The following is a 20,609-nucleotide window of genomic DNA, read 5'->3' on the forward strand; positions in this document are numbered from 1 at the left end:
ATCCGCTTTGATTTGCAAATTGCCGTTCAAAAATCGATCCGCCTTTCTTTTCCCGGTAATGTAAGTATGAATCGCCGAAATTTCATTGAAACTGTTACAGTTGGCAGTATTGCCGCCCCATCGATCCTCACTGCTGGAACTCCCTCCCGGACTGAACCCCGTTGGTCGGCCCCATTTAAATCCAGTAACGAATTTTCGGCCGATGTAGTTGTCGCTGGGGGTGGTTTAGGCGGCTGCGCGGCTGCATTAGCGGCACTGCGCTCCAATTTACGCGTTATTTTGACCGAAGAAACCGATTGGATCGGTGGACAAATTGCCCAGCAGGGCGTGCCTCCCGACGAACATCAATGGATTGAAACCCACGGCGCCACACAATTGTACCGCTCCTTTCGCACCGGAGTTCGGGACTATTACCGCCGAAATTATCCACTGACCGACGAGGCTAAAAACCGTAAAAATTTAAATCCGGGCGACGGAGCGGTTTCCCGCCTGTGTCACGAGCCACGGGTTGCGGTAGCGGTTTTGCTCGAAATGCTCGCTCCTTACATCAGTTCTCAGCAATTAATTTTGCTGTTGGAACACAAAATCATCGGGGCCGATGTGACTGGTGATCGGGTTCGGGCGTTGAAAGCCATCAGTTTTCGCAGTGGAAAAGAACTGGTGCTGAGGGCTCCCTATTTTGTGGATGCCACTGAACTGGGCGATGTACTGCCCCTCACTAACACGGAATTTGTTACCGGAACCGAATCTAAAAAGGAAACCGGCGAATTACACGCCCCCGAAAAAGCCGATCCGACCAATCAGCAATCGTTTACGGTTTGTTTTGCGATGGATTATGTGCCGGAAATCAACGGACGAAAAGTAAATCACCTCATTGAAAAACCGAAGGAATACGATTTCTGGCGCAACTATACGCCAAAGTTAACGCCCGCGTGGTCGGGCAAACTGCTCGACCTCTCCTACTCGAATCCTTCCACGCTGGAACCCAAGCAATTGGGATTTCATCCCGAAGGAATTCAAACCGGCTCCCTGCTGAACCTCTGGAATTACCGGCGGCTGATTCGCAAAGCCAATTTCAAGCCGGGCACCTTCCAAAGTGATATCACGGTCGTTAACTGGCCGCAAAACGATTATTTTCCGGGTAATCTGGTGGGCGTCAGTGACAAGGAATTCAAAAAGCACGTTGATTGGGCCAAGCAGCTTAGTCTTTCGCTCTTTTACTGGTTGCAAACCGAGGCTCCGCGCCCCGATGGGGGTCTGGGCTGGCCGGGTTTACGCCTTCGGCCCGATATCATGGGCACCGAAGACGGTATGGCAAAATATCCGTATGTGCGGGAATCCCGCCGGATCAAGGCGGTTTTTACGGTTCTCGAAGAACACGTCGGCGCGGCCAACCGGGCGTTGATCACCGGTCAGAAAACCGGGAATACGGCGGCCGATTTTTACGACAGTGTGGGCGTTGGTTATTATCACATTGATTTACACCCAAGTAGTCAGGGCAACAATTACATCGATTTTGCGTCTTTGCCGTTTCAGATACCGCTGGGCGCCTTGTTACCCAAACGAATGGAAAATTTACTTCCCGCCAACAAAAACATCGGCACGACGCATCTGACCAACGGCTGCTACCGCCTGCATCCCGTCGAATGGAGCATCGGCGAAGCGGTCGGGCAACTGGTGGCATTTTCGCTCGGTAAAAACGTGATCCCGCGCACGGTTCGGGAACAAAAACCGCTGCTGGAAGAATTTCAAAACCGGATTCGCAGTCAGGGAATTGAGACGCATTGGGCGAAATAATTTTCGGTTTACGGCTTCAGTTTACGGTGGCTGACGCTTGCTTTTTGAACGCGTCAGCCTCCGTAAACTGAAAACCGTAAACTTTGTACACTATTTCACCGGAGGGCGAAGCCGCCAAAGCAACAGAAACGGTCTATTTTCGAAAGGATTAATGGACCGATTGCAATTTCCGGTCTAATTCCTGCACTTGCTTGAGATACGCCGTCGGCATCAAAATCCGTTGGGTGATCGCCCGCAACTGCAACTTTTCCAGTACTTTATACAACCACATCATGGACGCCAAAACCGGGCGTTCGGGCAAGGGCAGTAACTTTTTGACCATTTCAGGAACCAGCAACGACTGCGATTGCAGAAGCAAACCGTACCGCCAGTTCCCAAGTTCTTCGCGGTATCGTTCGAAAAGTTTGTCCGTAAACGGGCTGTGAACCAGGTCCCGCGACAAATGAAGCTGTCGGTCGATCAGCCAGGCGTCGTACGTTTGCGGTATTTCCGGAACCCCCATGCCCTCGCCCACCCGGCGGAATACGTCGAAAAGCTCAGCCCGCTCCGGGTCGGTTAGGGGTCGGTGCAGAAGTTCGAAAGCCCGTTCGGAATAATCAATCAGCATGTACAGGACGTCGCGGTAGGCCCAATCGGGAATCTGGTAGCCCCGGCTTTTCTCCACACCGCCGTGAATCATTCGCATCCGGTTAATGGCCGCAACGGCTTTTTCCTGCGGCATAAAAACAATTTCCTGAGCGTATTTCACCGTCGAAAATAACCGGCCAATCGGATCGGCGGGTAATTTCCCCGTATAAAAAAGCCAGTCGACCGACCGGTTCAGGGCAAACTCAGCAGCCCCGCCCGCAAAAATGAGCAGGATCACATCGGCATCACCCCAGATTTTTTTAACAATCGAATCTTCACGAACAAAATACGGCATGGATGCAATCACTTCAGGTTCCCATTGATAACGCTAATTTACTAAAAAAAGCGCCCGCTGGTTTGGTGTCTTCGACGACACAACCGGCGGACGCTTCACAGTATAATCCCTTCGTTGAGCGGGCAATCGATCTATTGTCCCCGAAGTAGTTTCACCGATTGCACTTGTCCCAATGATTCCACCCGAAGGATGAACAGCCCCGGAGATTGATTTTTCAGAGTAAACGTTTGGTATTCAACATTTTTCGATTGTAAAATCGCGCGTTCGGTCACCGTTAACCCTTTACTGTCAAACAGATTCATTTGCAATGGAGCACCTCCCGCGCCCCGAATTTCCACGACTACCTCCTCCAAAACCGGATTGCCCAAAACCGCTACCGAAAGTGTTCCACCTCCTTCCGCCGACACCCGACTGCCCGAGGGCGAACACGTCAATGGTTTACCGGAGTCTTTCAATACAAACGTACTGCCCTGAATCCGACCATAAATCACCCGGGTATTGCCGTCTTTTAAGGCCGAAGGTACCTCAAAACTGTAGGCATGATTCCCATTGCCTTTTCCCGCCGTTTTTAAATCTGCCCGGTAGATGTTCGCCACCGTACTGCCCCAAACCGTGCTGCCGGTGTAAAACTCCACCGTCACCGGCGCGTTCGGCTGATTGCGGTCCCACACCCAGCCGCGGATCGTACCGCATTCTACTTTGTCCAGATAGCCTTCAAAACTTCCTGTCACTGATGTCGTCGATGCCGGATTGACTGTCAGTACAAAACTCACGCTGTTGGTGGCCATTGCTACATCAGTTGCTGAATACGCCAGCGCGAAATTCCCCGCAGCCGTTGGCGTTCCACTGATCACCCGAGTCGAAGTCGAAAGGATGAGTCCATCCGGCAAACCGGTTAACCCGTAACTTAGCGTTCCACCTTCCGGATCGGTAAAGGCTGCCAGTGTACCCGAAAACGGAACGCCAACCTGAGCCGCCAGTGGAGCAATCAGGATGGTAGCGGGTGGAACGGGCGGCTTATTGCCGACCGGCGTGGTGCTGCTTTGGCAAACGATGGCTTTGGGCGAATCCTTGAGGATAAAACTGCTTCCCTCCATGCGCGCGGAGAGACTGTGTGCAAAACCGTCTTTGATGGTTTCCGGAATCGTAAATCGGAAGGCATGTTTGCCGTTCCCTTTTCCCGCATCCAGCAAATCCTGCCGGAAATCACCCGCCGGAATAGTCCCCAATACCTTTGCGCCATCCAGGATAGTGACATTGAAAACGGTATTCGGTTTGTTGCGATCCCAGGCCCAGCCACGAAAACTCCCACAATCCGCGCCGTTGATAAAACCATCGAACGAACCGCTGGTGACAGGTGGATCAATGGTGAGCGTGAAACTTCCCGGCAGACTCGGACAGCTTCCGCCGGTGCAAGTCGCCGAATATACAGTGGTGCCGGTAGTGGAGGTCGGAACGGATATGCTGTTACCGATACCGGTATTTCCCTTACTATCGCTCCAGTTCGAATTTCCCGAACAGCCCGTGATGGTCAGTGAAACCCCCAGCGTGTTTTGAAGAATAGGTAAGGTTGTCCCGACAAGACTCAAAACCGGAGCCGTACCTGCCGAATTGACTGTAAGTTGGAAAACCGCTGAGGTTAGGCTATTGCAGCCCGTAATGACCACTGAATAACTTCCACTCTGACTGTTCTCTACATTACCCAAGGTCAGCGTGGCCGAAGTCTGGTCAGCGAGCAACGCTCCGCCTTTGTACCATTGGTAGCTGCTGACAGTGCCGGTAACCGAAACGCTGGTGGTGACCGTAGCTCCCTGACAAACAGTCGAACTGCTGGCGGGTTGCTGGGTGATCTCCAGTGGCTGGCTCGGTGTTGACTGGTACTCGTAAGCTCCCATGTCGATCCGTCCGCCCACGATGCGGGGATTGCCTGCCAGGTCGGAGGCACCGACGGTCGCGGTGGTGCTGGTGGGATCACCAGCGTTGATGGCCTTTGAACAGGCAGATAGGCTCAGATCGGTTCCGGAGATGAACGGCGAAGTAGTGGTTTTAAGGTTGGTGTTGTCATCGTTGTAACCAGTAACTGCTTCATCGAACAGGCTGTAGCTGGCCGTCACCGAGGAATTTGAAGAATTATAAAATGTATTGCTCCCACCGTTGCTAAAACCCACACAATTAGTAAGGCTTGTTTTACTACCAACTTCGGTAAAATCCATCGGATTAAAATCGCCTGTGTTATATACCCCACCACCGGAGTAACCTGCCGTATTACCCTGAAAACTACAGTTGTACAGACTCGGGCTGCTTTCAGGGCTGTACCCAGTCGAATAGTTATACATCGCGCCACCGTAGTAAGCCGCCGAATTACCCTGAAAGCTACAGGTGTACAGCTTCGGGCTACTGTCATAGTTAAATAACCCTCCACCAATGTTACCTGATAAATTACCCTTAAATTGGCAATTGATCAGGATCGCATTACTACCACTAGAGTTGGCCATTCCGACGCCACGCGAGCCTGAATTGTTCTGAAAAAGACAATTCGTTAGGTTTGGGCTACTTCCAGCATTCTGCATCCCTCCTCCAATACCTCCAAAATTTTCCTTAAAAAGACAATTCGTCAGGGTTGGGCTACAATTAATGTTAATTATACCTCCGCCGTTCCCTGCACCATTGCCAACAAAAAGACAGTTTACCAGGCTCGGACTACTCCCGTCGTTGTACATCCCCCCACCATAAGTATTTGGTCCATCCCCATACGCCTGTCCGCCCGTGATAACAAAGCCGTCCAACACCGCCGTGTTGGTCAGCCCTCCCGGGTTGTTGATTACATGGTAGGAATTGGTACCCGGGCTGAGCTCGCCCGAGAGCGTGCTGGAGGAGGGATTACCCGTCACAGGATTCACCGCCGGGCGATCCGCCAGTTCATCTTCCGCAGCTTCCCCCAGAAATCCTCCGTAAATGGCAACCCCCGCTTTCATGGCAAAACTGGCGTTGCGGTCGATGCCAGGCTTGTAAACACCCTGAGCCACCCAGACCTGGGTCACTCCGATTTCGTCGATCATGGCCTGCAGGTTTCCGCTGGCGGTCTCCCAGGACTGTCCATTGCCAGAACCGCCCGCTTTAACGTAGCGGATCGTGGCGGATTGGGACTGGGCCGTCAGACTGGCCATCAGCAGCAGCCAACCTAGCCAAAAAAACCGTTGATGCCGGGAATCAATCCGGAAAAGTCCTTGGCGCGCGGGCTGAGGGAATTGTAAGAAGGTACGTAGATGATCGTTCATAGTAACATGGGAGTAGGACGCAAAAAATGCAGCGTTGAATAAAAGGAGAAGAAAGCCAGCTCCCGTTCCTTCGCACGGCAGCGCGATGCGGAAAGCGGGTGTTGACCCGTACAAATTCCCAAAGTTGGATTGGCCAGGTAACCCGTTATAAAAAAAAGATCCGAAGTGAACAAATTGACGGTCGAATTGAACAAACCGCTGGTTACTTTTCCATCCAGTTCAGAAATGCGGAGACTTTCAGACGGCTGACAACCGGTTTTTCAGCCGGTTTACAAAGAAGGGTAAGTACTATTTTCCGGTTGAAATACGGTTCAATCGCCACAATGGCCGGGCGACTCACGATCATTTGCCGGTTGATCCGAAAAAACACGGCCGGGTCCAGCACGGCTTCCACCTCATCCATTGTCTTGAACAAGCGAAACTGCTCATTCTTTGTCGTGTACAGACAGACCATATCATTCTCGAACGAAATCACCCCAATATCATTGACCGAAACCGGGACCAGCTTTTCGCGAAGTCGCACCAAAAAAGACGTATTGTAGCGCGTTACGGTCGGCGGATTACTCAGCCGCTGACTTGTGGAAGTTAGATTCGGCAGAAGTGCTTTGGTGATGGTGTCCAGCTTGGTAAAAGCAGCTTGGATGTCGGCCTCCGTCACCGGTTTCAGGATATAATCGATCCCGTTTGTTTTAAAGGCATCCAGCATAAAATCATCATACGCGGTGCAGAAAATAACCGGAGCGGTTATGGAGACCTGCTTGAAAACTTCAAAGCTGTTGCCATCGGCCAGCTTCACATCCATGAACAGCACATCCGGCGTTTGCGTCGATGTCCTGAAGAAGTGAACGGTTTCTTCAATACTACTGCAGATCCCCAATACGTGTGCCTCGGGCCGCACTGATTGAACAAGTTCCTGTAAAATCCGGGCTAACCTGGGTTCATCTTCAATAATCAGAATCGTCATCAGTTGATCAGCGCGATGGATACGGCAAATAAATGGTCGGTCTCCCGGATTGTTACGGCATCAGAACGGCCCAATAACGCATACCGTTTTCGCAGGTTATCGAGCCCGATACCCGTAGATTCTTCCTGCGTCTGCCTGGGTTGTTTGTTATTTTCGACCGTAATCGACGCGGGGCTTTCCTGATAAAGCCGGACCGAAAGTGGCTTACTGGTCGAAACGACGTTGTGTTTGATACAATTTTCCATCAACAGTTGCAAACAGCCGGTAGGCAGGTGTTTGAACTGATTGGTGGCGTCAAGATCAATTAGCAGGTTAAGCCCGGCTTCATACCGGAATTTCAGCATAAACAGGTAGTTTTCCAGAAACCCCAATTCTTCCTGTAACGTTGTCGTGCTATCGTTTCGTTTACTCAGAAACTGACGATAAACCGCTGCCAAACGAAGTATGTACTCCTCCGCATTTTCATCCTTATCACGAACCATAACCCGAAGGGTACCCAGCGAATTAAACAAAAAGTGCGGGTTGATCTGCTGCCTTAATCCTTCCAGCTCCGCGACCAGGTTTTCGTTCCGCAATTGTTCATTGTGTTGAATAAGAACTTCCTTTTGTATGGCATTGATAAACGTGAATTGGACGGAGGTGGTCCAAAGGACCGCCAGAAAGAATCGAACGAAAACCTGCATGTCGAGCAGAAAATAATCCTGAAAGGATGCGAATAAACCATACCGTTTCAGGACAATAAAAAGACCAATGAGCCCAAAATCAGTGAGGGAAATGACGGCGACCTTAACGACCGTTGAAACAGGCTTTTTATTCTTAAAAAAAAAGTAAAACCAGAGATTAACAAACCAGATGATCAGCAGCAGCATGGATACCGCCAGCCCGTACTTTACCAGTTTATAGAGGGATATATTAGGATGGTAAACATCGCGGGCGATCATTCCCATCACCGCAATAAATACGGAACACAAGACGCCCAGCCAGATAATTCGATTTAGTGAACGCATTTTACGGTCGAATGTTTGCTGGGCTGGAGGATGGATGCCGGGACGCTGGAGGACTATTTACCGGATGCAATATCCGCAGCTTTCCTGATGAAACCAACACCGCGGATGAACGGGCAAAAATGGATCGTTTTTTTTCCAGCCTCAAAAACGCTCCGCCTTCCGGTCATTCCACTCCCGGAAATATACCTATACTTCGAAAATAGCATTTTTATACTATTCTGAGACGACTTCTAACCATCCTCTAATTTTGGCTACTACCATTTTCCGTACTTTTGTTGTCGTACACGTGCATTTAGCCTTTTACGTCAAAACTAATACTTTTTTAATTGGTAATATGTTTTTGTAATCATCCAATCTAACGATTTACCAAACCCGGTTTTAAATCGAGCTGGCTTCGAGAACAGCACGATTCTTTGGCGAGGACGATTCACCTTTACTTTAAATCTTATGGCATCAAATACTCAATCACATATCACCCCCCTCCAACGTCTCATTCGGCTGTTGGGTACCGAAAAGCGCGACATCTGGTACGTTTGTCTCTATGCCCTGGTGGCGGGTTTAATCAGCATGTCGTTACCCCTGGGGGTGCAAGCGGTTTTCAACCTCGTTTCGGGCGGAATGGTGTTCAGTTCGGTGTACGTATTAATTGGCCTGGTCGTCGTGGGGGTCATCATCACCGGTCTGATCCAGATTGGTCAGCAGGCCTTGGTCGAAGTCCTGGAACAACGCCTGTTTGCCAAAGCCGCCCTGGAGTTTACCTACCGGCTGCCCCGCATCCGGCCTGAGGCTTTGCAGGGACAGCAGGCTCCGGAACTGATGAACCGGTTTTTTGACGTGCTAACCATCCAGAAGGGCATGCCCAAGCTGTTGATCGATCTGATGGCGGCCGCCATTCAGATTCTGTTCGGCATCATGCTTCTCTCCTTTTACCACCCGGTTTTTCTGGTCTTCGGGCTTTTCACACTGATTGCGGTTATCGTCATTGTCTGGTTACTGGGACCCAGCGGATTACGAACCAGCCTGAGTGAGTCAAAGTACAAATATAAAATGGCCGCCTGGCTGGAAGACATCGCCAATCGGCTGGACGATTACCGGAATCCCCAGCGCGTAAACGAACCATTGATGCGAACCGACGAATACGTCGGGCATTACCTCGAATACCGCAACCAGCATTTTCAGGTGCTGAAGCGGTTTTATTACAATGCACTGGCATTCAAGACGGTGGTAACCGGCGGTTTGCTGATTCTGGGTACGGCCCTGGTAGTCGACCGGCAAATGACTCTCGGTCAGTTCGTAGCGGCCGAACTGGTGATCGTCCTGATTACAGGGTCGGTTGAAAAACTGATCATGGGCATCGATACGGTTTTCGATATGCTGACCGCTGTCGAAAAAATGGGCAACGTAACCGACCTCCCGATGGACGACATTGAGCCCGAATCGCCGGCCAACCAGCCCGTACAATCACCGGTTTTCTCCCCATCCATTTTCTGAATGCCTGGTTAAAACCCGTTTAGAGTTTATGGTTTCGATCGACTCCACGCATTGGTAGCGTGATGGTTGACCTGAACAGTAAACGACAAACTAAAAAGGATACACTAAAAATGCTGAATATATCAAATCAACGAATTGACAAAAAGCAGATCGACGCGCTTCCGCTCAAAAACCTGCGGGAGCTACCCGCGTTACGCGCGGGTCGTCGGCTGGGACGCTGGATGTTGATCGTACTGGCTGTCGGAATCTGTACGTTGTTTTTACCCTGGCGGCAAAACATCAACGGGGAAGGTACCGTAACGGCCCTAACCCCGCAGGATCGACCACAAACCTTGCAAAATGCGATTGCCGGGCGAATCGAACAGTGGAAAGTTCGCGAGGGCCAGTTTGTCCAGCGCAACGATACGCTGCTGGTTATATCTGAAATTAAGGATGAATATTTTGACCCCAAACTCCCGCTTCGGTTGAAAGAACAGTTGCAGGCCAAACAGGGAAGTCTGGTGGCTACCGACGCTAAAATTGCGGCTCTCGATGGTCAGAAAACCGCCCTCGAAAACGGGCTCGCGGTTAAACTGTCGGCGGCAAGGAATAAAGTTCGTCAGGCTCATTTTAAAGTAGTTAGTGATAGCACGGATCTGATTGCCATTCAGAATACGTTCAAAATTGCGCAGGATCGGCTTCAACGGTACGAAAAAGGGTATCAGAGCGGTTTGTTTTCGTTGACGGATCTGGAGTCGCGCCGGTTGAAAGTGCAGGAAGACTACGCCAAAGTGATTGCCCAGGAAAACAAACTGAATGTCACGCGCCAGGAGTTGCTGAATGCGCAGCTGGATCTCGGTACCATCCAGGCCGATTACCAGGAAAAACTTGCAAAAACGCAGTCAGATCGCAGTTCGGCGGTTTCGTACCGGACCGAAATCGACGGCGAAATTTCCAAGCTTGTCAACAAAATCAGTAGTGTTGATGTGCGCCGGGGCATGTACGTCATTCGGGCTCCGCAGAGTGGGTACGTCGTTCGGGCGCTCAAAGCCGGTATTGGCGAAACCATCAAGGAAGGTGAGTCCATTGCCACGCTGCAACCCGACAAACCGCTCGTCGCCGTTGAACTCTACGTTCGGCCCAACGACGTTCCGCTCATTCAGCCGGGTCGGCACGTGCGCCTGGAATTCGACGGCTGGCCCGCCGTGCAGTTTTCGGGATGGCCCAATGTCGCCGTTGGAACTTTCGGGGGACAAGTCTCCGTCATCGACGCCGTCAGCAGCACCAACGGAAAATACCGGCTGCTGATTGAACCGCAGGTGAGTGACAAAGACCCCAATTGGCCTAAGCAGTTGCGGGTCGGGTCGGGCGTCTACGGCTGGGTGATGCTCGACAATGTTCCGATCTGGTATGAAATCTGGCGAAAACTCAACGGTTTTCCGCCCAGTCTGAAAGCAGAGCCAGGCAGTTCCGGGGAGGGGGCGAAAAAATGAAAACCGTCGTCGGTATTTTAAAAATTGTCCTGCTGATCGGAACACTGGTGTTGGGATCAAAACCGGCTAAAGCCCAACCAGCCGACACGCTTACGTTTACGGCGGCTGAGTTCTTCAACGCCGTTACCCAATACCACCCCATCGTCCGGTTATCGTCACTGCTGAGCCAGGAAGCCCAGCAGGAAGTGCTTCAGGCCCGGGGCGCGTTCGATCCAAAGCTGTTTTCGTCTTACGATAAAAAGCAATTTGGAAATACGCTTTATTACGACAAATGGCAGTCGGGACTGGCGGTTCCCATCCTGCCCGGAGGAATCGATCTGAAAATCACCCACGACCGGTTTGGGGGAAAATACGTTAACCCGGAAGAACGGTTGGCAACGCCGGGGCTGACCAGCATTGGCGTGTCGGTGCCAATTGGTCAGGGGCTTCTCATCGATGCCCGCCGGAACACCCTGCGCCAGGCCCAGCTCGCCATCGATCTGGCCGAAGCGGATCGGCTCAAGCTGATTAACAAAACGCTGTTCGATGCCGCCAAAACGTATTGGGACTGGTTTTTTGCCTACCAGCAATTCCGGTTGCTGGATGATGGGTTACGACTCGCCGATACCCGGTTTCGGGCCACCCGCGACCGTGCGCTGCTGGGTGATGTAGCCGCCATCGACACGACAGAAGCCCTCATCACGGCGCAGGATCGTCAGGTTCAGCGCGAGCAGTCCGTGGTTGCCCTGCAAAATACCCGCCTTCGGCTCATGGCGTTTTTGTGGAACGCCGACCGTCAACCGGTTGAACTGCCGGAACGGGTCGTTCCGCAAGGGGCGCTGGTGGGCTATCTCGATGAACCCGTTGTGCAAAACCTCCTCAACCGCGCGGCTGAACTGCATCCGGAGTTGACCAAACTCCAAACCAAGGAGCGCCAGCTGGCGATTGAGGAGCGGTTTCGACGGTCGCTACTGAGACCCCAGTTTAACGTCAGCGCCAGTCTGCTGAGCGGTTTGCCGGTTTTTGGTGAGATCAACGGCCTGCCTGCTTACTACGGTTTTCGCAGCACAAATTATAAAGTGGGGCTCGACTTTGCTTTACCGCTTTTCCTGCGCAAAGAGCGGGGCAAATTGCAGCAGGTTCAAATCAAAGCCCAGCAAATCAATCTGGAGCGCCAGCAGGTCAACCGCGACATCGCCAACGACATCCGGACCGCCTGGAATGAGCTCAAAACGTTGGAGCGGCAAATGCAGGTTCAGCAGCAAACCGTTCAGAATCAGCAGCGTCTGGTACAGGCGGAGCAACAGAAATTTGACATGGGCGAAAGTTCGCTTTTTCTGATCAACACCCGTGAAACCAAGCTGATCGACCTGCAAATCAAGTGGGAAGAAATGAAATCGAAATACCAGAAAGCCATCGCCGACCTGTATTACCGGGCCGGAACGACGCCGTAAGGTTGGACAAAAACGCGGTGTTGGTCCCGGAGGATTTTACAGTTGCAGCACGGTAAATTCCACCCGTCGGTTAAGTTTTTTGTTGGGTTCATTATCGTTGGGAGCCGCTGGCCGGTTATCGCCGTAGCCCTGGAATTGCAGGCGGTTTTCGGCGATTCCCCGCTGGATGAGGTAGTTGGTAATCACCCGCGCCCGGTTTTCGGACAGGGACTGATTCAATCGCCGGTCGCCGACATTGTCGGTGTGTCCGGCGATCTCGATGACCAGTTTGGGATAACGGTTTAGCGTGTTCAGCAATTTATCAAGTTGCGGATACGACTCTTTGCGGAGTATGTAACTACTCTGATCAAAATACACATTATCGAGTCGGATTTTATCATTGACTTTTAAATCCCGAAAAACACTGTCCGGCTTTTCAGCCACCGTTTTTTCTGAAACCGCTTTTTCCATCAAGGCAAGGTGTTCATAGTTGGCGCAGGTATCGCAGGGAACCAGCAGCACTTCTTCCATGACAAAATAGCCTTTGGCAGTTGTGTTGATAATGACGGTATCGGCTTTTCCGAGCGTAAAAGCAAAAGGCCGTCCGGGGACACTTTGCCCCGTAAACGTTTTCTTCGAGAGCACTGCCTTTACGCGATACGTCGCCGGAATTTCAGTTTTAGTTTGTTCGTCCAGCGCCTTGATTACGAAATCGGTAATGTGCGTGGTAATACGTTTTGCCGCAGGTTGAGCCCGCACATTAGTATGGAATAAAATGATTAGCCAAACAACTAAATATCCGTAGCGCATCGGGATTTCAAAAAAATATGGTTTTTAGTTTAGATTGCGAAGACACGAATGCGTCATCCCATCATGAACTAAAAACCATAACTGGCACTTGATTAGTTGATTTTCAAAACCGCCATGAAGGCTTCCTGCGGAATTTCTACGTTTCCGACCTGGCGCATCCGCTTCTTCCCTTTTTTCTGTTTTTCCAGCAGTTTGCGTTTCCGGCTGATGTCACCCCCGTAACATTTGGCCAAAACGTCTTTCCGAAGGGCTTTCACGGTTTCGCGGGCGATGATTTTCTGCCCGATTGCCGCTTGAATCGCAATTTCAAACTGTTGGCGGGGCAACAATTCGCGCAATTTTTCGCAAAGTTTTTTGCCCCACTCGTAGGCTTTATCCCGGTGAACAATAGCCGAAAGCGCGTCGACTCCCTCGCCGTTCAGCATGATGTCGAGTTTCACCATCGTCGATTCCCGGTTACCCAGAAATTCGTAGTCGAGCGAGGCATATCCGCGCGAGATGGTTTTCAGTTTATCGAAAAAGTCGAAAACCACTTCCGCCAGCGGCATTTCAAACTGAAGTTCAACGCGATCGGCAGTCAGGTACACCTGGTTTTTGAACAAACTCCGTTTGTCCATACACAATCCAATGATGGCTCCCACATATTCGGCCTTGCTGATGATCTGTGCTTTAATGAACGGCTCTTCGATCCAGTCGATGCTGCTGGGGTCAGGCATTTCGGCCGGGGCACTCACCTGAAGCGTTTCACCTTTCGTTGTAATTACTTCAAACCGCACCGATGGTACGGTGGTAATGACGGTCATATCAAACTCGCGCTCCAGACGTTCCTGCACGATTTCCATGTGCAGCATGCCCAGAAAACCGCATCGGAAACCGAAACCCAAGGCCGCCGAGGTTTCCGGTTCCCAAACCAGGGAAGCATCGTTGAGCTGCAACTTTTCCATGGCTTCCCGAAGCTCTTCGAATTCGCTGGTATCGACCGGGTAAATCCCGGCAAAAACCATCGGTTTTACTTCTTCAAAACCCTGAATGGCAGTAGATGAAGGCCGGGCCAAATGAGTAATCGTATCCCCTACTTTTACTTCTTTCGCCACTTTAATGCCGGAAATCAGGTAACCGACATCCCCGCATTCGATGACATCTTTGGGAACCTGACTCAGCTTCAGCGTACCAATTTCGTCCGCGAAATATTCTTTCCCGGTCGCCATGAATTTAACCTTATCGCCTTTGCGTATGCGGCCGTTCTTAACCCGGAAAATAACTTCGATGCCTCGATAGGAATTAAACTGGGAATCGAAAATCAAGGCTTGCAACTCGCCTTCGGGATCGCCGGTTGGAGGTGGTACCCGCTCGACGATGGCGTTCAAAATGGCTTCGATCCCGATCCCTTCTTTGCCACTCGCCGGAATGATGTCTTCGCGTTCGCAGCCGATCAGATCCACCATTTCGTCTTTCACTTCTTCCGGCATGGCGCCAGGCAAGTCGATCTTGTTCAAAACCGGGATGATAACCAGATCGTTATTCATCGCCAGATACAGGTTCGAAATCGTTTGAGCTTCCGTTCCCTGCGACGCATCCACGAGCAGCAACGCACCTTCGCAAGCGGCTATAGAGCGGGAAACTTCGTACGAAAAGTCAACGTGACCCGGCGTATCGATGAGGTTGAGCGTGTATTTTTCCCCTTTGTAGAGGTAATCCATCTGAATAGCGTGGCTCTTGATGGTGATCCCGCGTTCCCGCTCCAGGTCCATGTCATCCAGAAACTGAGCCTGCATGTCGCGCTCGCCAATGGTTTTTGTAAACTCCAGTAATCGGTCGGCCAAGGTGCTTTTACCGTGGTCGATATGGGCAATAATGCAAAAATTACGAATATGCTTCACGTTGTGAAAACGGTTGTCTATCTCAGTGGAAATACAAAAATACTCAAAAAACCGCAGATTGCGTTAACCCTGTCAGCGCCGGGCCGTCGATACGGTCGAAGACCCTGCCTGCGGGTTGAAGCTTCTTGTAAACGCAGTCTGGTACCGAAAATCGCTTAGCTAAGTTTGGCTTCGCTTTAACCGCTGACAGGGTTAGGGCGAAGCCAGTTGCATCAGGATTCCGCAAACGTAACCCATGTAGGTTCCAACGGCGTATCCCAAAATTGCCATCAACACGCCAACCGGGGCCAGAACCGGGTGAAACGCAGCCGCAATAATCGGCGCGGTGGCCGGGCCACCAATACAAGCCTGGCTGCCGACCGCCAGAAAGAAGTACGGTGCGCGGATCAACCGGCTGAAACCGATCATCAGCAACACATGAAAAAACATCCAGACCAGGCCTACCAGAATTAATCCGGGGTGGTCGGCAATGGCCAGAATATTCATTTTCAAGCCAATGGTGGCAATCATCAGGTACAGAAAAACCGTAGCGACTTTCGACGCCCCAGCGCCTTCCAAATTTCGGAACCGCGTGAACGAAAGACCAATTCCAATGGCGGTTGCCAGACCGACGATCCAGAAAAACGGCGCATTCAGGCTAAACCGGCTCAGTAAGGGGGAATGCGTATCGATAAACGGGGCGATCCGGTCAGCCAGGGCGTGAGAAACCGCCGTAGCCCCAAAACCAACTGCCAGAATAACGACCAAATCGGTCGCTGTAGGCATTTTCCGAATCGCGTCCACCTGTTGCTGAATCCGTTGCCTGACCTCTTCTACCGCGCTGGCATCGGCCCGCAACCAGCGGTCGATGGCGGTTGAATGACCGGCTCCGTATAATAATACGCCCAGCCAGAGATTGGATATAAAGACATCGACCGTAACGATGGCGGAAAATAAATTGCTGCTGGGCTGAAAGACTTCCTTGAGCGCCGTTTGATTCGCTCCTCCACCAATCCAGGTTCCGGCCAACGTAGCCAGACCTCGCCAGACGGCATTCGGACCCTCCCCGCCCACCAGTTCCGGAGCTACTTTAGCAATGACAAAAACCGCCAGTGGCCCACCGAGCATAATGCTGATGGCTGAAGCCGCAAACATTAGAATCGATTTGCGACCCAGCCGCCGAAACGCTTTAAAATCAACGCTGAGCGTGAAAAGTACCAGCGAAGCAGGCAACAAAATGCGCGAAACCACAGGATATAATGCGGTATTTTCGGCATCGACCCAGCCAAAGGTATTCAGGAGCGAGGGCAGAAAATAGCAGAGCAGCGTGGGCGGAACGTAGTAATAAAACGTTTGCCAGGAAGGTCGTGAACTGTCGGCGGAGGTAAGAACCGCAGCTAAAATCAAAAAGAGGACGCCGAGAGTAATGGTATCCGTCATTGGACTATGATTGCGGTGATGGTTTTGATTTTGATGATGTGAGTAATCTTAAAAACTCAAATAACTGCAAAAATCACGTAATCCGCTAAATCACCAAATCCCACACATCCTTAAATCACTGTCATCATCGTAACAAACAACGCCGGCCTCAACCTGAGCCGGCGTGTTAAGATTACACTTCATCAACAAACTAAAAACCAATCGGAATGCAGCTACAGAAGCGAGCTGCCGAAGCCATTAATTTTGATGTGGCTGATCAAAAATCAGACCATATGCTGTAGGAGGGGGACTCGAACCACCCACGGTGCGGTTAGCTACAGTACAACTTCTGGTGGTCAACCCCAGTCGCTTTTGCAAGCGGCATTATGCTGCGTTTTTCCCGTGATCACCACCCCCGAGACAGGAGGGCACGTCTGCCAATTTCGACATCCTACAAGGTAAAAGAACTGTGTTGAATCAATCTGTTGACCCTGTTGATCGATTTAACAATACAAAGTTAATGCAAATACTAACTTATTTACAAATTCTTTATTAAAAAAAAGGTAAAATTTCTGTTTTCATAAAAGAAAACTTATTTTGTTGAGGAAATTAAAAATTTTACGGTTCAAATGGAAAAAAATTTAGAGATTGACAATATCGATCTCAAAATCCTGACCTTATTGATGGAAGATGCCAATATGGCTTATACGGAAATTGGTAAACGAATCTTTGTTTCGGGCGGAACCGTCCACGTCCGGATGAAAAAAATGGAGCAAATGGGCATCGTCCGGGGGTCGCAGCTGGTGATCGACCACACCAAACTGGGTTGGGACATCAGCGGTTTTCTGGGGATTTACCTGGATAAAAGCTCGCTTTACGAAGACGTGGCCATTGAACTCCTGAAAATTCCCGAGGTGGTCAACATCCATTACACGACCGGTATTTATAGCATATTTGCCAAAATCGTTTGCCGGGACACCCAACACCTGCGCGAAGTATTACACGATAAAATTCAGAAAGTGAGCGGTATTCAACGGACCGAAACGTTTATTTCGCTGGAAGAACGCATTTCCCGACCCATTCCGTTCGGCGTTAATGTACAACCGGACAAGGACTAAAGGTCAATCCGGGCAATCGTTCAGTTGCGTTACTTTCCCATGATCCAAGAGCCAGCAATTGCCGTAAACATCGGAATAGGTAATCCGAAACCGGAACGTCGAGTCAGCAATTACATCGCTCATAAAATTGGCTAAATAATTGTTTTTAAGGACCTTATACAACTCAATTTCATCTCCGGCCTTCACCACATCTCCCGGTCTGATGTCATTCCAGAACCGCCCAGCCTTCCTGACCGAGTCCTGCGATGCCTGTGCGTTCTCGATCTCATTCAGCAGGTTAATGTGAGAAGCATCGCTTTTTCCCCGATATCCGAATTCAACTTTTTTGATTAATGCCGGTCCAATTCCGTTATTTTTTAAAAGGAGTATTAAGTTATTGTCAAGATGATCGCTGGTCAACTGGACATACGGCCAAACCGTCGCATGCTGTTGCTCCCGGGCGATTCGGGTTTGAAAAATAGAAACAATCAAGGCGGCAACACTGAGAAAGGTAGCGGATAAGCCGAGGAGCAATTCAATATTAAGCGTTTTTTTAGGAACTTCGGGTTTATCAGACTCCATAGTGAACGGGCTTAGTTGCGACGGGTTTACCAAATAAAGTGAAAGTTTCCGATATTTGCCTGAACGCAATGGAACAGTCCCTCTGCCCATTGTGTTATTCTATAGACTTTTGCGCGTATTAGCCCGCAACCCATCATGAGCAAAGACGTTGAAATATTAGAAAGCATTACCAATTCCGAATACAAGTACGGTTTCGAAACATTCATTGAAGCGGATGAAGCGCCAATTGGCCTGAGCGAAGACATTGTCCGGTTCATTTCGGCCAAGAAAAACGAACCGGAATGGATGCTGGAATGGCGGTTGAAGGCGTATCGGTACTGGATAACACTGACTGAACCTCATTGGACCAATCTCAAATATCCGCCGATTGATTACCAGGGACTTAAATATTATTCTGCCCCCAAACAGAAAAAAACCGTTAACAGTTTAGACGAAATCGATCCGGAACTGCGCGCGACGTTCGAGCGACTGGGCATTTCGTTGCAGGAGCAGGAGCGGCTTTCGGGGGTAGCTGTTGATGCCGTCATTGACTCGGTTTCGATCGCGACTACCTTTAAAGATAAACTGAAGGAACTCGGCATCATTTTCTGTTCGATGACCGAAGCGGTTCAGGAACATCCCGAACTGGTTAAGAAATACCTGGGATCGGTCGTTCCTCCGCGCGACAATTACTTTGCGGCACTGAACTCGGCGGTTTTCTCCGATGGCTCCTTCTGTTACATTCCAAAAGGCGTTCGTTGCCCAATGGAATTGTCCACTTACTTTCGGATCAATGCAGCCGGAACCGGTCAATTCGAGCGGACGCTGATCGTTGCCGACGAAGGTTCGTACGTTAGTTACCTGGAAGGATGTACGGCCCCGATGCGCGACGAAAACCAGTTGCACGCGGCTGTAGTTGAGCTGGTTGCGGCCAAAGAAGCCCAGATTAAATACTCGACGGTTCAGAACTGGTACCCGGGGGATAAAGAAGGAAAGGGCGGTATATACAACTTCGTGACCAAGCGTGGCATTTGTGAAGGCGCTCATTCGAAAATTTCCTGGACGCAGGTGGAAACCGGTTCGGCCATCACCTGGAAATACCCGTCGGTAATTCTGAAAGGCGATTATGCAATCGGTGAATTTTATTCGGTAGCGGTTACGAACAACTACCAGCAGGCCGATACGGGGACCAAGATGATCCACGTCGGGAAAAATACAAAAAGCCGCATCGTGTCGAAAGGAATTTCGGCGGGAAGAAGCCAAAACTCCTACCGGGGCCTGGTTCAGGTATTCAAACGGGCCGAAAATGCCCGGAATCACTCGCAGTGCGACTCCCTCCTGTTGGGTGATCGTTGCGGTGCGCATACGTTCCCATACATCGAGGTGAACAACCAGACGGCCACCGTTGAACACGAAGCGACCACCTCGAAAATCGGGGAAGACCAACTTTTTTACTGCAACCAACGCGGTATTCCAACGGAACAGGCCGTAGCACTGATTATCAATGGCTACGCTAAAGAGGTCCTGAACCAGTTGCCGATGGAGTTTGCGGTAGAAGCCCAGAAACTGCTGGAAATCAGTCTGGAGGGAAGTGTTGGGTAAGTGGTTTTGATAAGAAATACGAAAGGCAGGCTTCGGCTTGCCTTTTTTTGTTTGGGTGCATTAGAATAGGAAACCGGATTTAACGGAAGGAACGGATTTTATCAGCATGAATCCGTTTTAATCCGTCCAATCCGCGTTCCTACCCTGCTATGCAACTTTAAAATCGAACTGCGCATCTTCGGAGAAATCAGCACCCGACGATTCATGAAATTATTCGCTACATTATTTCTATTGCTTATCTTTTCCCTTCCCTCCTACGCCACCTGGTCGATTATTATTGTTGATCCGAAAACCGGTAAAATTGGTATTGCCGGAGCTTCCTGCACGTACAATTGCTACGGAATCGGAGAAATTGTGCCGGGAAAAGGCGCCATTATCGTTCAGGCGATGAGCCATAAAGGTGCCCGGCAAAAAGGGTTGGCGATGATTCGTGCGGGTGCTTCTCCCGAACAAATCATTACGTCTTTGAAGGATCCGGCATTTGATTATGAAAAACAGCAATACGCCGTCGTCACGCTTAATCATCCGGATGCCTCCGGAACGTATACTGGTACCGAAACCCATTCGTTCAATGGGGCATTGACAGCTTTCGGTGTTTCGGTTCAGGGAAATACGCTGACCAGTGACAACGAATTGCGGTTTATTCTGGATGCGGTTTTGAAAGGGCAAAAAGAAGCATTGCCGATCGACGAGATTCTGATGCGGGCGCTGGTTGCGGGTTCGGAAGCCGGTGGTGATAAACGTTGCGGAGACCAACGCGCAACCAGCGCGTTCATTATGGTGGCAAAATCAGATGATAAACCGCATAAGCCCTACCTGAGTTTACAGTTTTTCGGGCAAAAACGGGGCGGCATGAATGCGGTTTTATTACTTCAGGGAAAATATGAGCGATGGAAACAAAAGCACAATCACTGAGTA

15 protein-coding genes are annotated in these 20,609 nt (G+C 50.5%); 7 read left to right on the forward strand and 8 right to left on the reverse strand.

From position 1 onward, the window contains the following. Nucleotides 1–66 precede the first annotated feature (66 nt). A complete protein-coding gene (locus EHT25_RS06130) occupies nt 67–1,797 on the forward strand; it encodes an FAD-dependent oxidoreductase (RefSeq protein ID WP_124872195.1) in 1,731 nt (576 codons plus the stop codon). 148 nt (nt 1,798–1,945) lie between these two features. On the opposite strand, the gene EHT25_RS06135 is transcribed toward EHT25_RS06130, so the two are convergent. The 4 genes from EHT25_RS06135 to EHT25_RS06150 all read right to left on the reverse strand — a co-directional run bounded on the left by EHT25_RS06135 (nt 1,946) and on the right by EHT25_RS06150 (nt 7,968). Beyond that, on the reverse strand, nt 1,946–2,719 hold the full coding sequence (locus tag EHT25_RS06135; RefSeq protein WP_124872198.1) for an oxygenase MpaB family protein: 774 nt from the start codon (nt 2,717–2,719) through the stop codon (nt 1,946–1,948). Between the two features lie 131 nt (nt 2,720–2,850). Then, entirely contained in the window at nt 2,851–5,997 is a 3,147-nt protein-coding gene (locus EHT25_RS06140; RefSeq protein ID WP_124872201.1) for a putative Ig domain-containing protein, read from the reverse strand. Between the two features lie 202 nt (nt 5,998–6,199). Beyond that, nucleotides 6,200–6,961: a LytR/AlgR family response regulator transcription factor gene (locus EHT25_RS06145; protein WP_124872204.1), complete on the reverse strand. Its 762-nt coding sequence runs from the start codon at nt 6,959–6,961 to the stop codon at nt 6,200–6,202. Further along, a complete protein-coding gene (locus EHT25_RS06150; RefSeq protein ID WP_124872207.1) occupies nt 6,961–7,968 on the reverse strand; it encodes a sensor histidine kinase in 1,008 nt (335 codons plus the stop codon). The genes EHT25_RS06145 and EHT25_RS06150 overlap by 1 nt, the downstream gene beginning before the upstream one ends. A 447-nt stretch (nt 7,969–8,415) precedes the next feature. On the opposite strand from EHT25_RS06150, the gene EHT25_RS06155 reads away from it, so the two are divergent. The 3 genes from EHT25_RS06155 to EHT25_RS06165 all read left to right on the forward strand — a co-directional run bounded on the left by EHT25_RS06155 (nt 8,416) and on the right by EHT25_RS06165 (nt 12,364). Then, nucleotides 8,416–9,459, forward strand: coding sequence for an ABC transporter transmembrane domain-containing protein (locus EHT25_RS06155; protein WP_124872210.1), 1,044 nt, complete (start codon nt 8,416–8,418; stop codon nt 9,457–9,459). A gap of 110 nt (nt 9,460–9,569) precedes the next feature. Further along, nucleotides 9,570–10,931, forward strand: a complete 1,362-nt coding sequence (locus EHT25_RS06160; RefSeq protein WP_124872216.1) for an HlyD family secretion protein — start codon at nt 9,570–9,572, stop codon at nt 10,929–10,931. Then, entirely contained in the window at nt 10,928–12,364 is a 1,437-nt protein-coding gene (locus tag EHT25_RS06165) for a TolC family protein (protein WP_124872221.1), read from the forward strand. The genes EHT25_RS06160 and EHT25_RS06165 overlap by 4 nt, the downstream gene beginning before the upstream one ends. Nucleotides 12,365–12,400: 36 nt before the next feature. Here EHT25_RS06165 and EHT25_RS06170 read toward each other — a convergent pair whose 3' ends face one another. The 3 genes from EHT25_RS06170 to EHT25_RS06180 form a co-directional block, all read right to left on the reverse strand. After that, nucleotides 12,401–13,102 (reverse strand): OmpA family protein, encoded by a 702-nt coding sequence (locus tag EHT25_RS06170; RefSeq protein WP_229311448.1) that lies wholly within the window; start codon nt 13,100–13,102, stop codon nt 12,401–12,403. A gap of 143 nt (nt 13,103–13,245) precedes the next feature. Then, nucleotides 13,246–15,033, reverse strand: coding sequence for a translation elongation factor 4 (lepA, locus tag EHT25_RS06175; protein WP_124872233.1), 1,788 nt, complete (start codon nt 15,031–15,033; stop codon nt 13,246–13,248). Between the two features lie 192 nt (nt 15,034–15,225). After that, on the reverse strand, nt 15,226–16,452 hold the full coding sequence (locus EHT25_RS06180) for a DUF819 family protein (RefSeq protein ID WP_124872239.1): 1,227 nt from the start codon (nt 16,450–16,452) through the stop codon (nt 15,226–15,228). Nucleotides 16,453–17,060: 608 nt separating this feature from the next. Here EHT25_RS06180 and EHT25_RS06185 point away from each other — a divergent pair. Further along, nucleotides 17,061–17,549 (forward strand): Lrp/AsnC ligand binding domain-containing protein, encoded by a 489-nt coding sequence (locus EHT25_RS06185; protein ID WP_124872244.1) that lies wholly within the window; start codon nt 17,061–17,063, stop codon nt 17,547–17,549. 3 nt (nt 17,550–17,552) lie between these two features. Here the strand turns inward: EHT25_RS06185 and EHT25_RS06190 are convergent, their stop codons facing one another. Then, nucleotides 17,553–18,200 (reverse strand): DUF8453 domain-containing protein, encoded by a 648-nt coding sequence (locus EHT25_RS06190; protein ID WP_124872249.1) that lies wholly within the window; start codon nt 18,198–18,200, stop codon nt 17,553–17,555. A 45-nt stretch (nt 18,201–18,245) separates the two neighbouring features. Between EHT25_RS06190 and sufB the strand changes: the two genes are divergently transcribed. After that, complete coding sequence (gene sufB / locus EHT25_RS06195; protein ID WP_124872254.1) at nt 18,246–19,691, forward strand: Fe-S cluster assembly protein SufB; 1,446 nt, start codon at nt 18,246–18,248, stop codon at nt 19,689–19,691. A gap of 204 nt (nt 19,692–19,895) precedes the next feature. Further along, complete coding sequence (locus EHT25_RS06200; RefSeq protein WP_124872257.1) at nt 19,896–20,606, forward strand: DUF1028 domain-containing protein; 711 nt, start codon at nt 19,896–19,898, stop codon at nt 20,604–20,606. The last annotated feature ends 3 nt before the right edge of the window (nt 20,607–20,609 follow it).

The organism is Larkinella rosea, from assembly GCF_003858635.1.
GTDB classification, from domain to species: domain Bacteria; phylum Bacteroidota; class Bacteroidia; order Cytophagales; family Spirosomataceae; genus Larkinella; species Larkinella rosea.

Coding starts and splice junctions, on each gene's coding strand:
- EHT25_RS06130 (WP_124872195.1), top strand. CDS start 67: ATGAATCGCCGAAATTTCATTGAAACTGTTACAGTTGGCAGTATTGCC.
- EHT25_RS06135 (WP_124872198.1), bottom strand. CDS start 2,719: ATGCCGTATTTTGTTCGTGAAGATTCGATTGTTAAAAAAATCTGGGGT.
- EHT25_RS06140 (WP_124872201.1), bottom strand. CDS start 5,997: ATGAACGATCATCTACGTACCTTCTTACAATTCCCTCAGCCCGCGCGC.
- EHT25_RS06145 (WP_124872204.1), bottom strand. CDS start 6,961: ATGACGATTCTGATTATTGAAGATGAACCCAGGTTAGCCCGGATTTTA.
- EHT25_RS06150 (WP_124872207.1), bottom strand. CDS start 7,968: ATGCGTTCACTAAATCGAATTATCTGGCTGGGCGTCTTGTGTTCCGTA.
- EHT25_RS06155 (WP_124872210.1), top strand. CDS start 8,416: ATGGCATCAAATACTCAATCACATATCACCCCCCTCCAACGTCTCATT.
- EHT25_RS06160 (WP_124872216.1), top strand. CDS start 9,570: ATGCTGAATATATCAAATCAACGAATTGACAAAAAGCAGATCGACGCG.
- EHT25_RS06165 (WP_124872221.1), top strand. CDS start 10,928: ATGAAAACCGTCGTCGGTATTTTAAAAATTGTCCTGCTGATCGGAACA.
- EHT25_RS06180 (WP_124872239.1), bottom strand. CDS start 16,452: ATGACGGATACCATTACTCTCGGCGTCCTCTTTTTGATTTTAGCTGCG.
- EHT25_RS06185 (WP_124872244.1), top strand. CDS start 17,061: ATGGAAAAAAATTTAGAGATTGACAATATCGATCTCAAAATCCTGACC.
- EHT25_RS06190 (WP_124872249.1), bottom strand. CDS start 18,200: ATGGGCAGAGGGACTGTTCCATTGCGTTCAGGCAAATATCGGAAACTT.
- sufB (WP_124872254.1), top strand. CDS start 18,246: ATGAGCAAAGACGTTGAAATATTAGAAAGCATTACCAATTCCGAATAC.
- EHT25_RS06200 (WP_124872257.1), top strand. CDS start 19,896: ATGAAATTATTCGCTACATTATTTCTATTGCTTATCTTTTCCCTTCCC.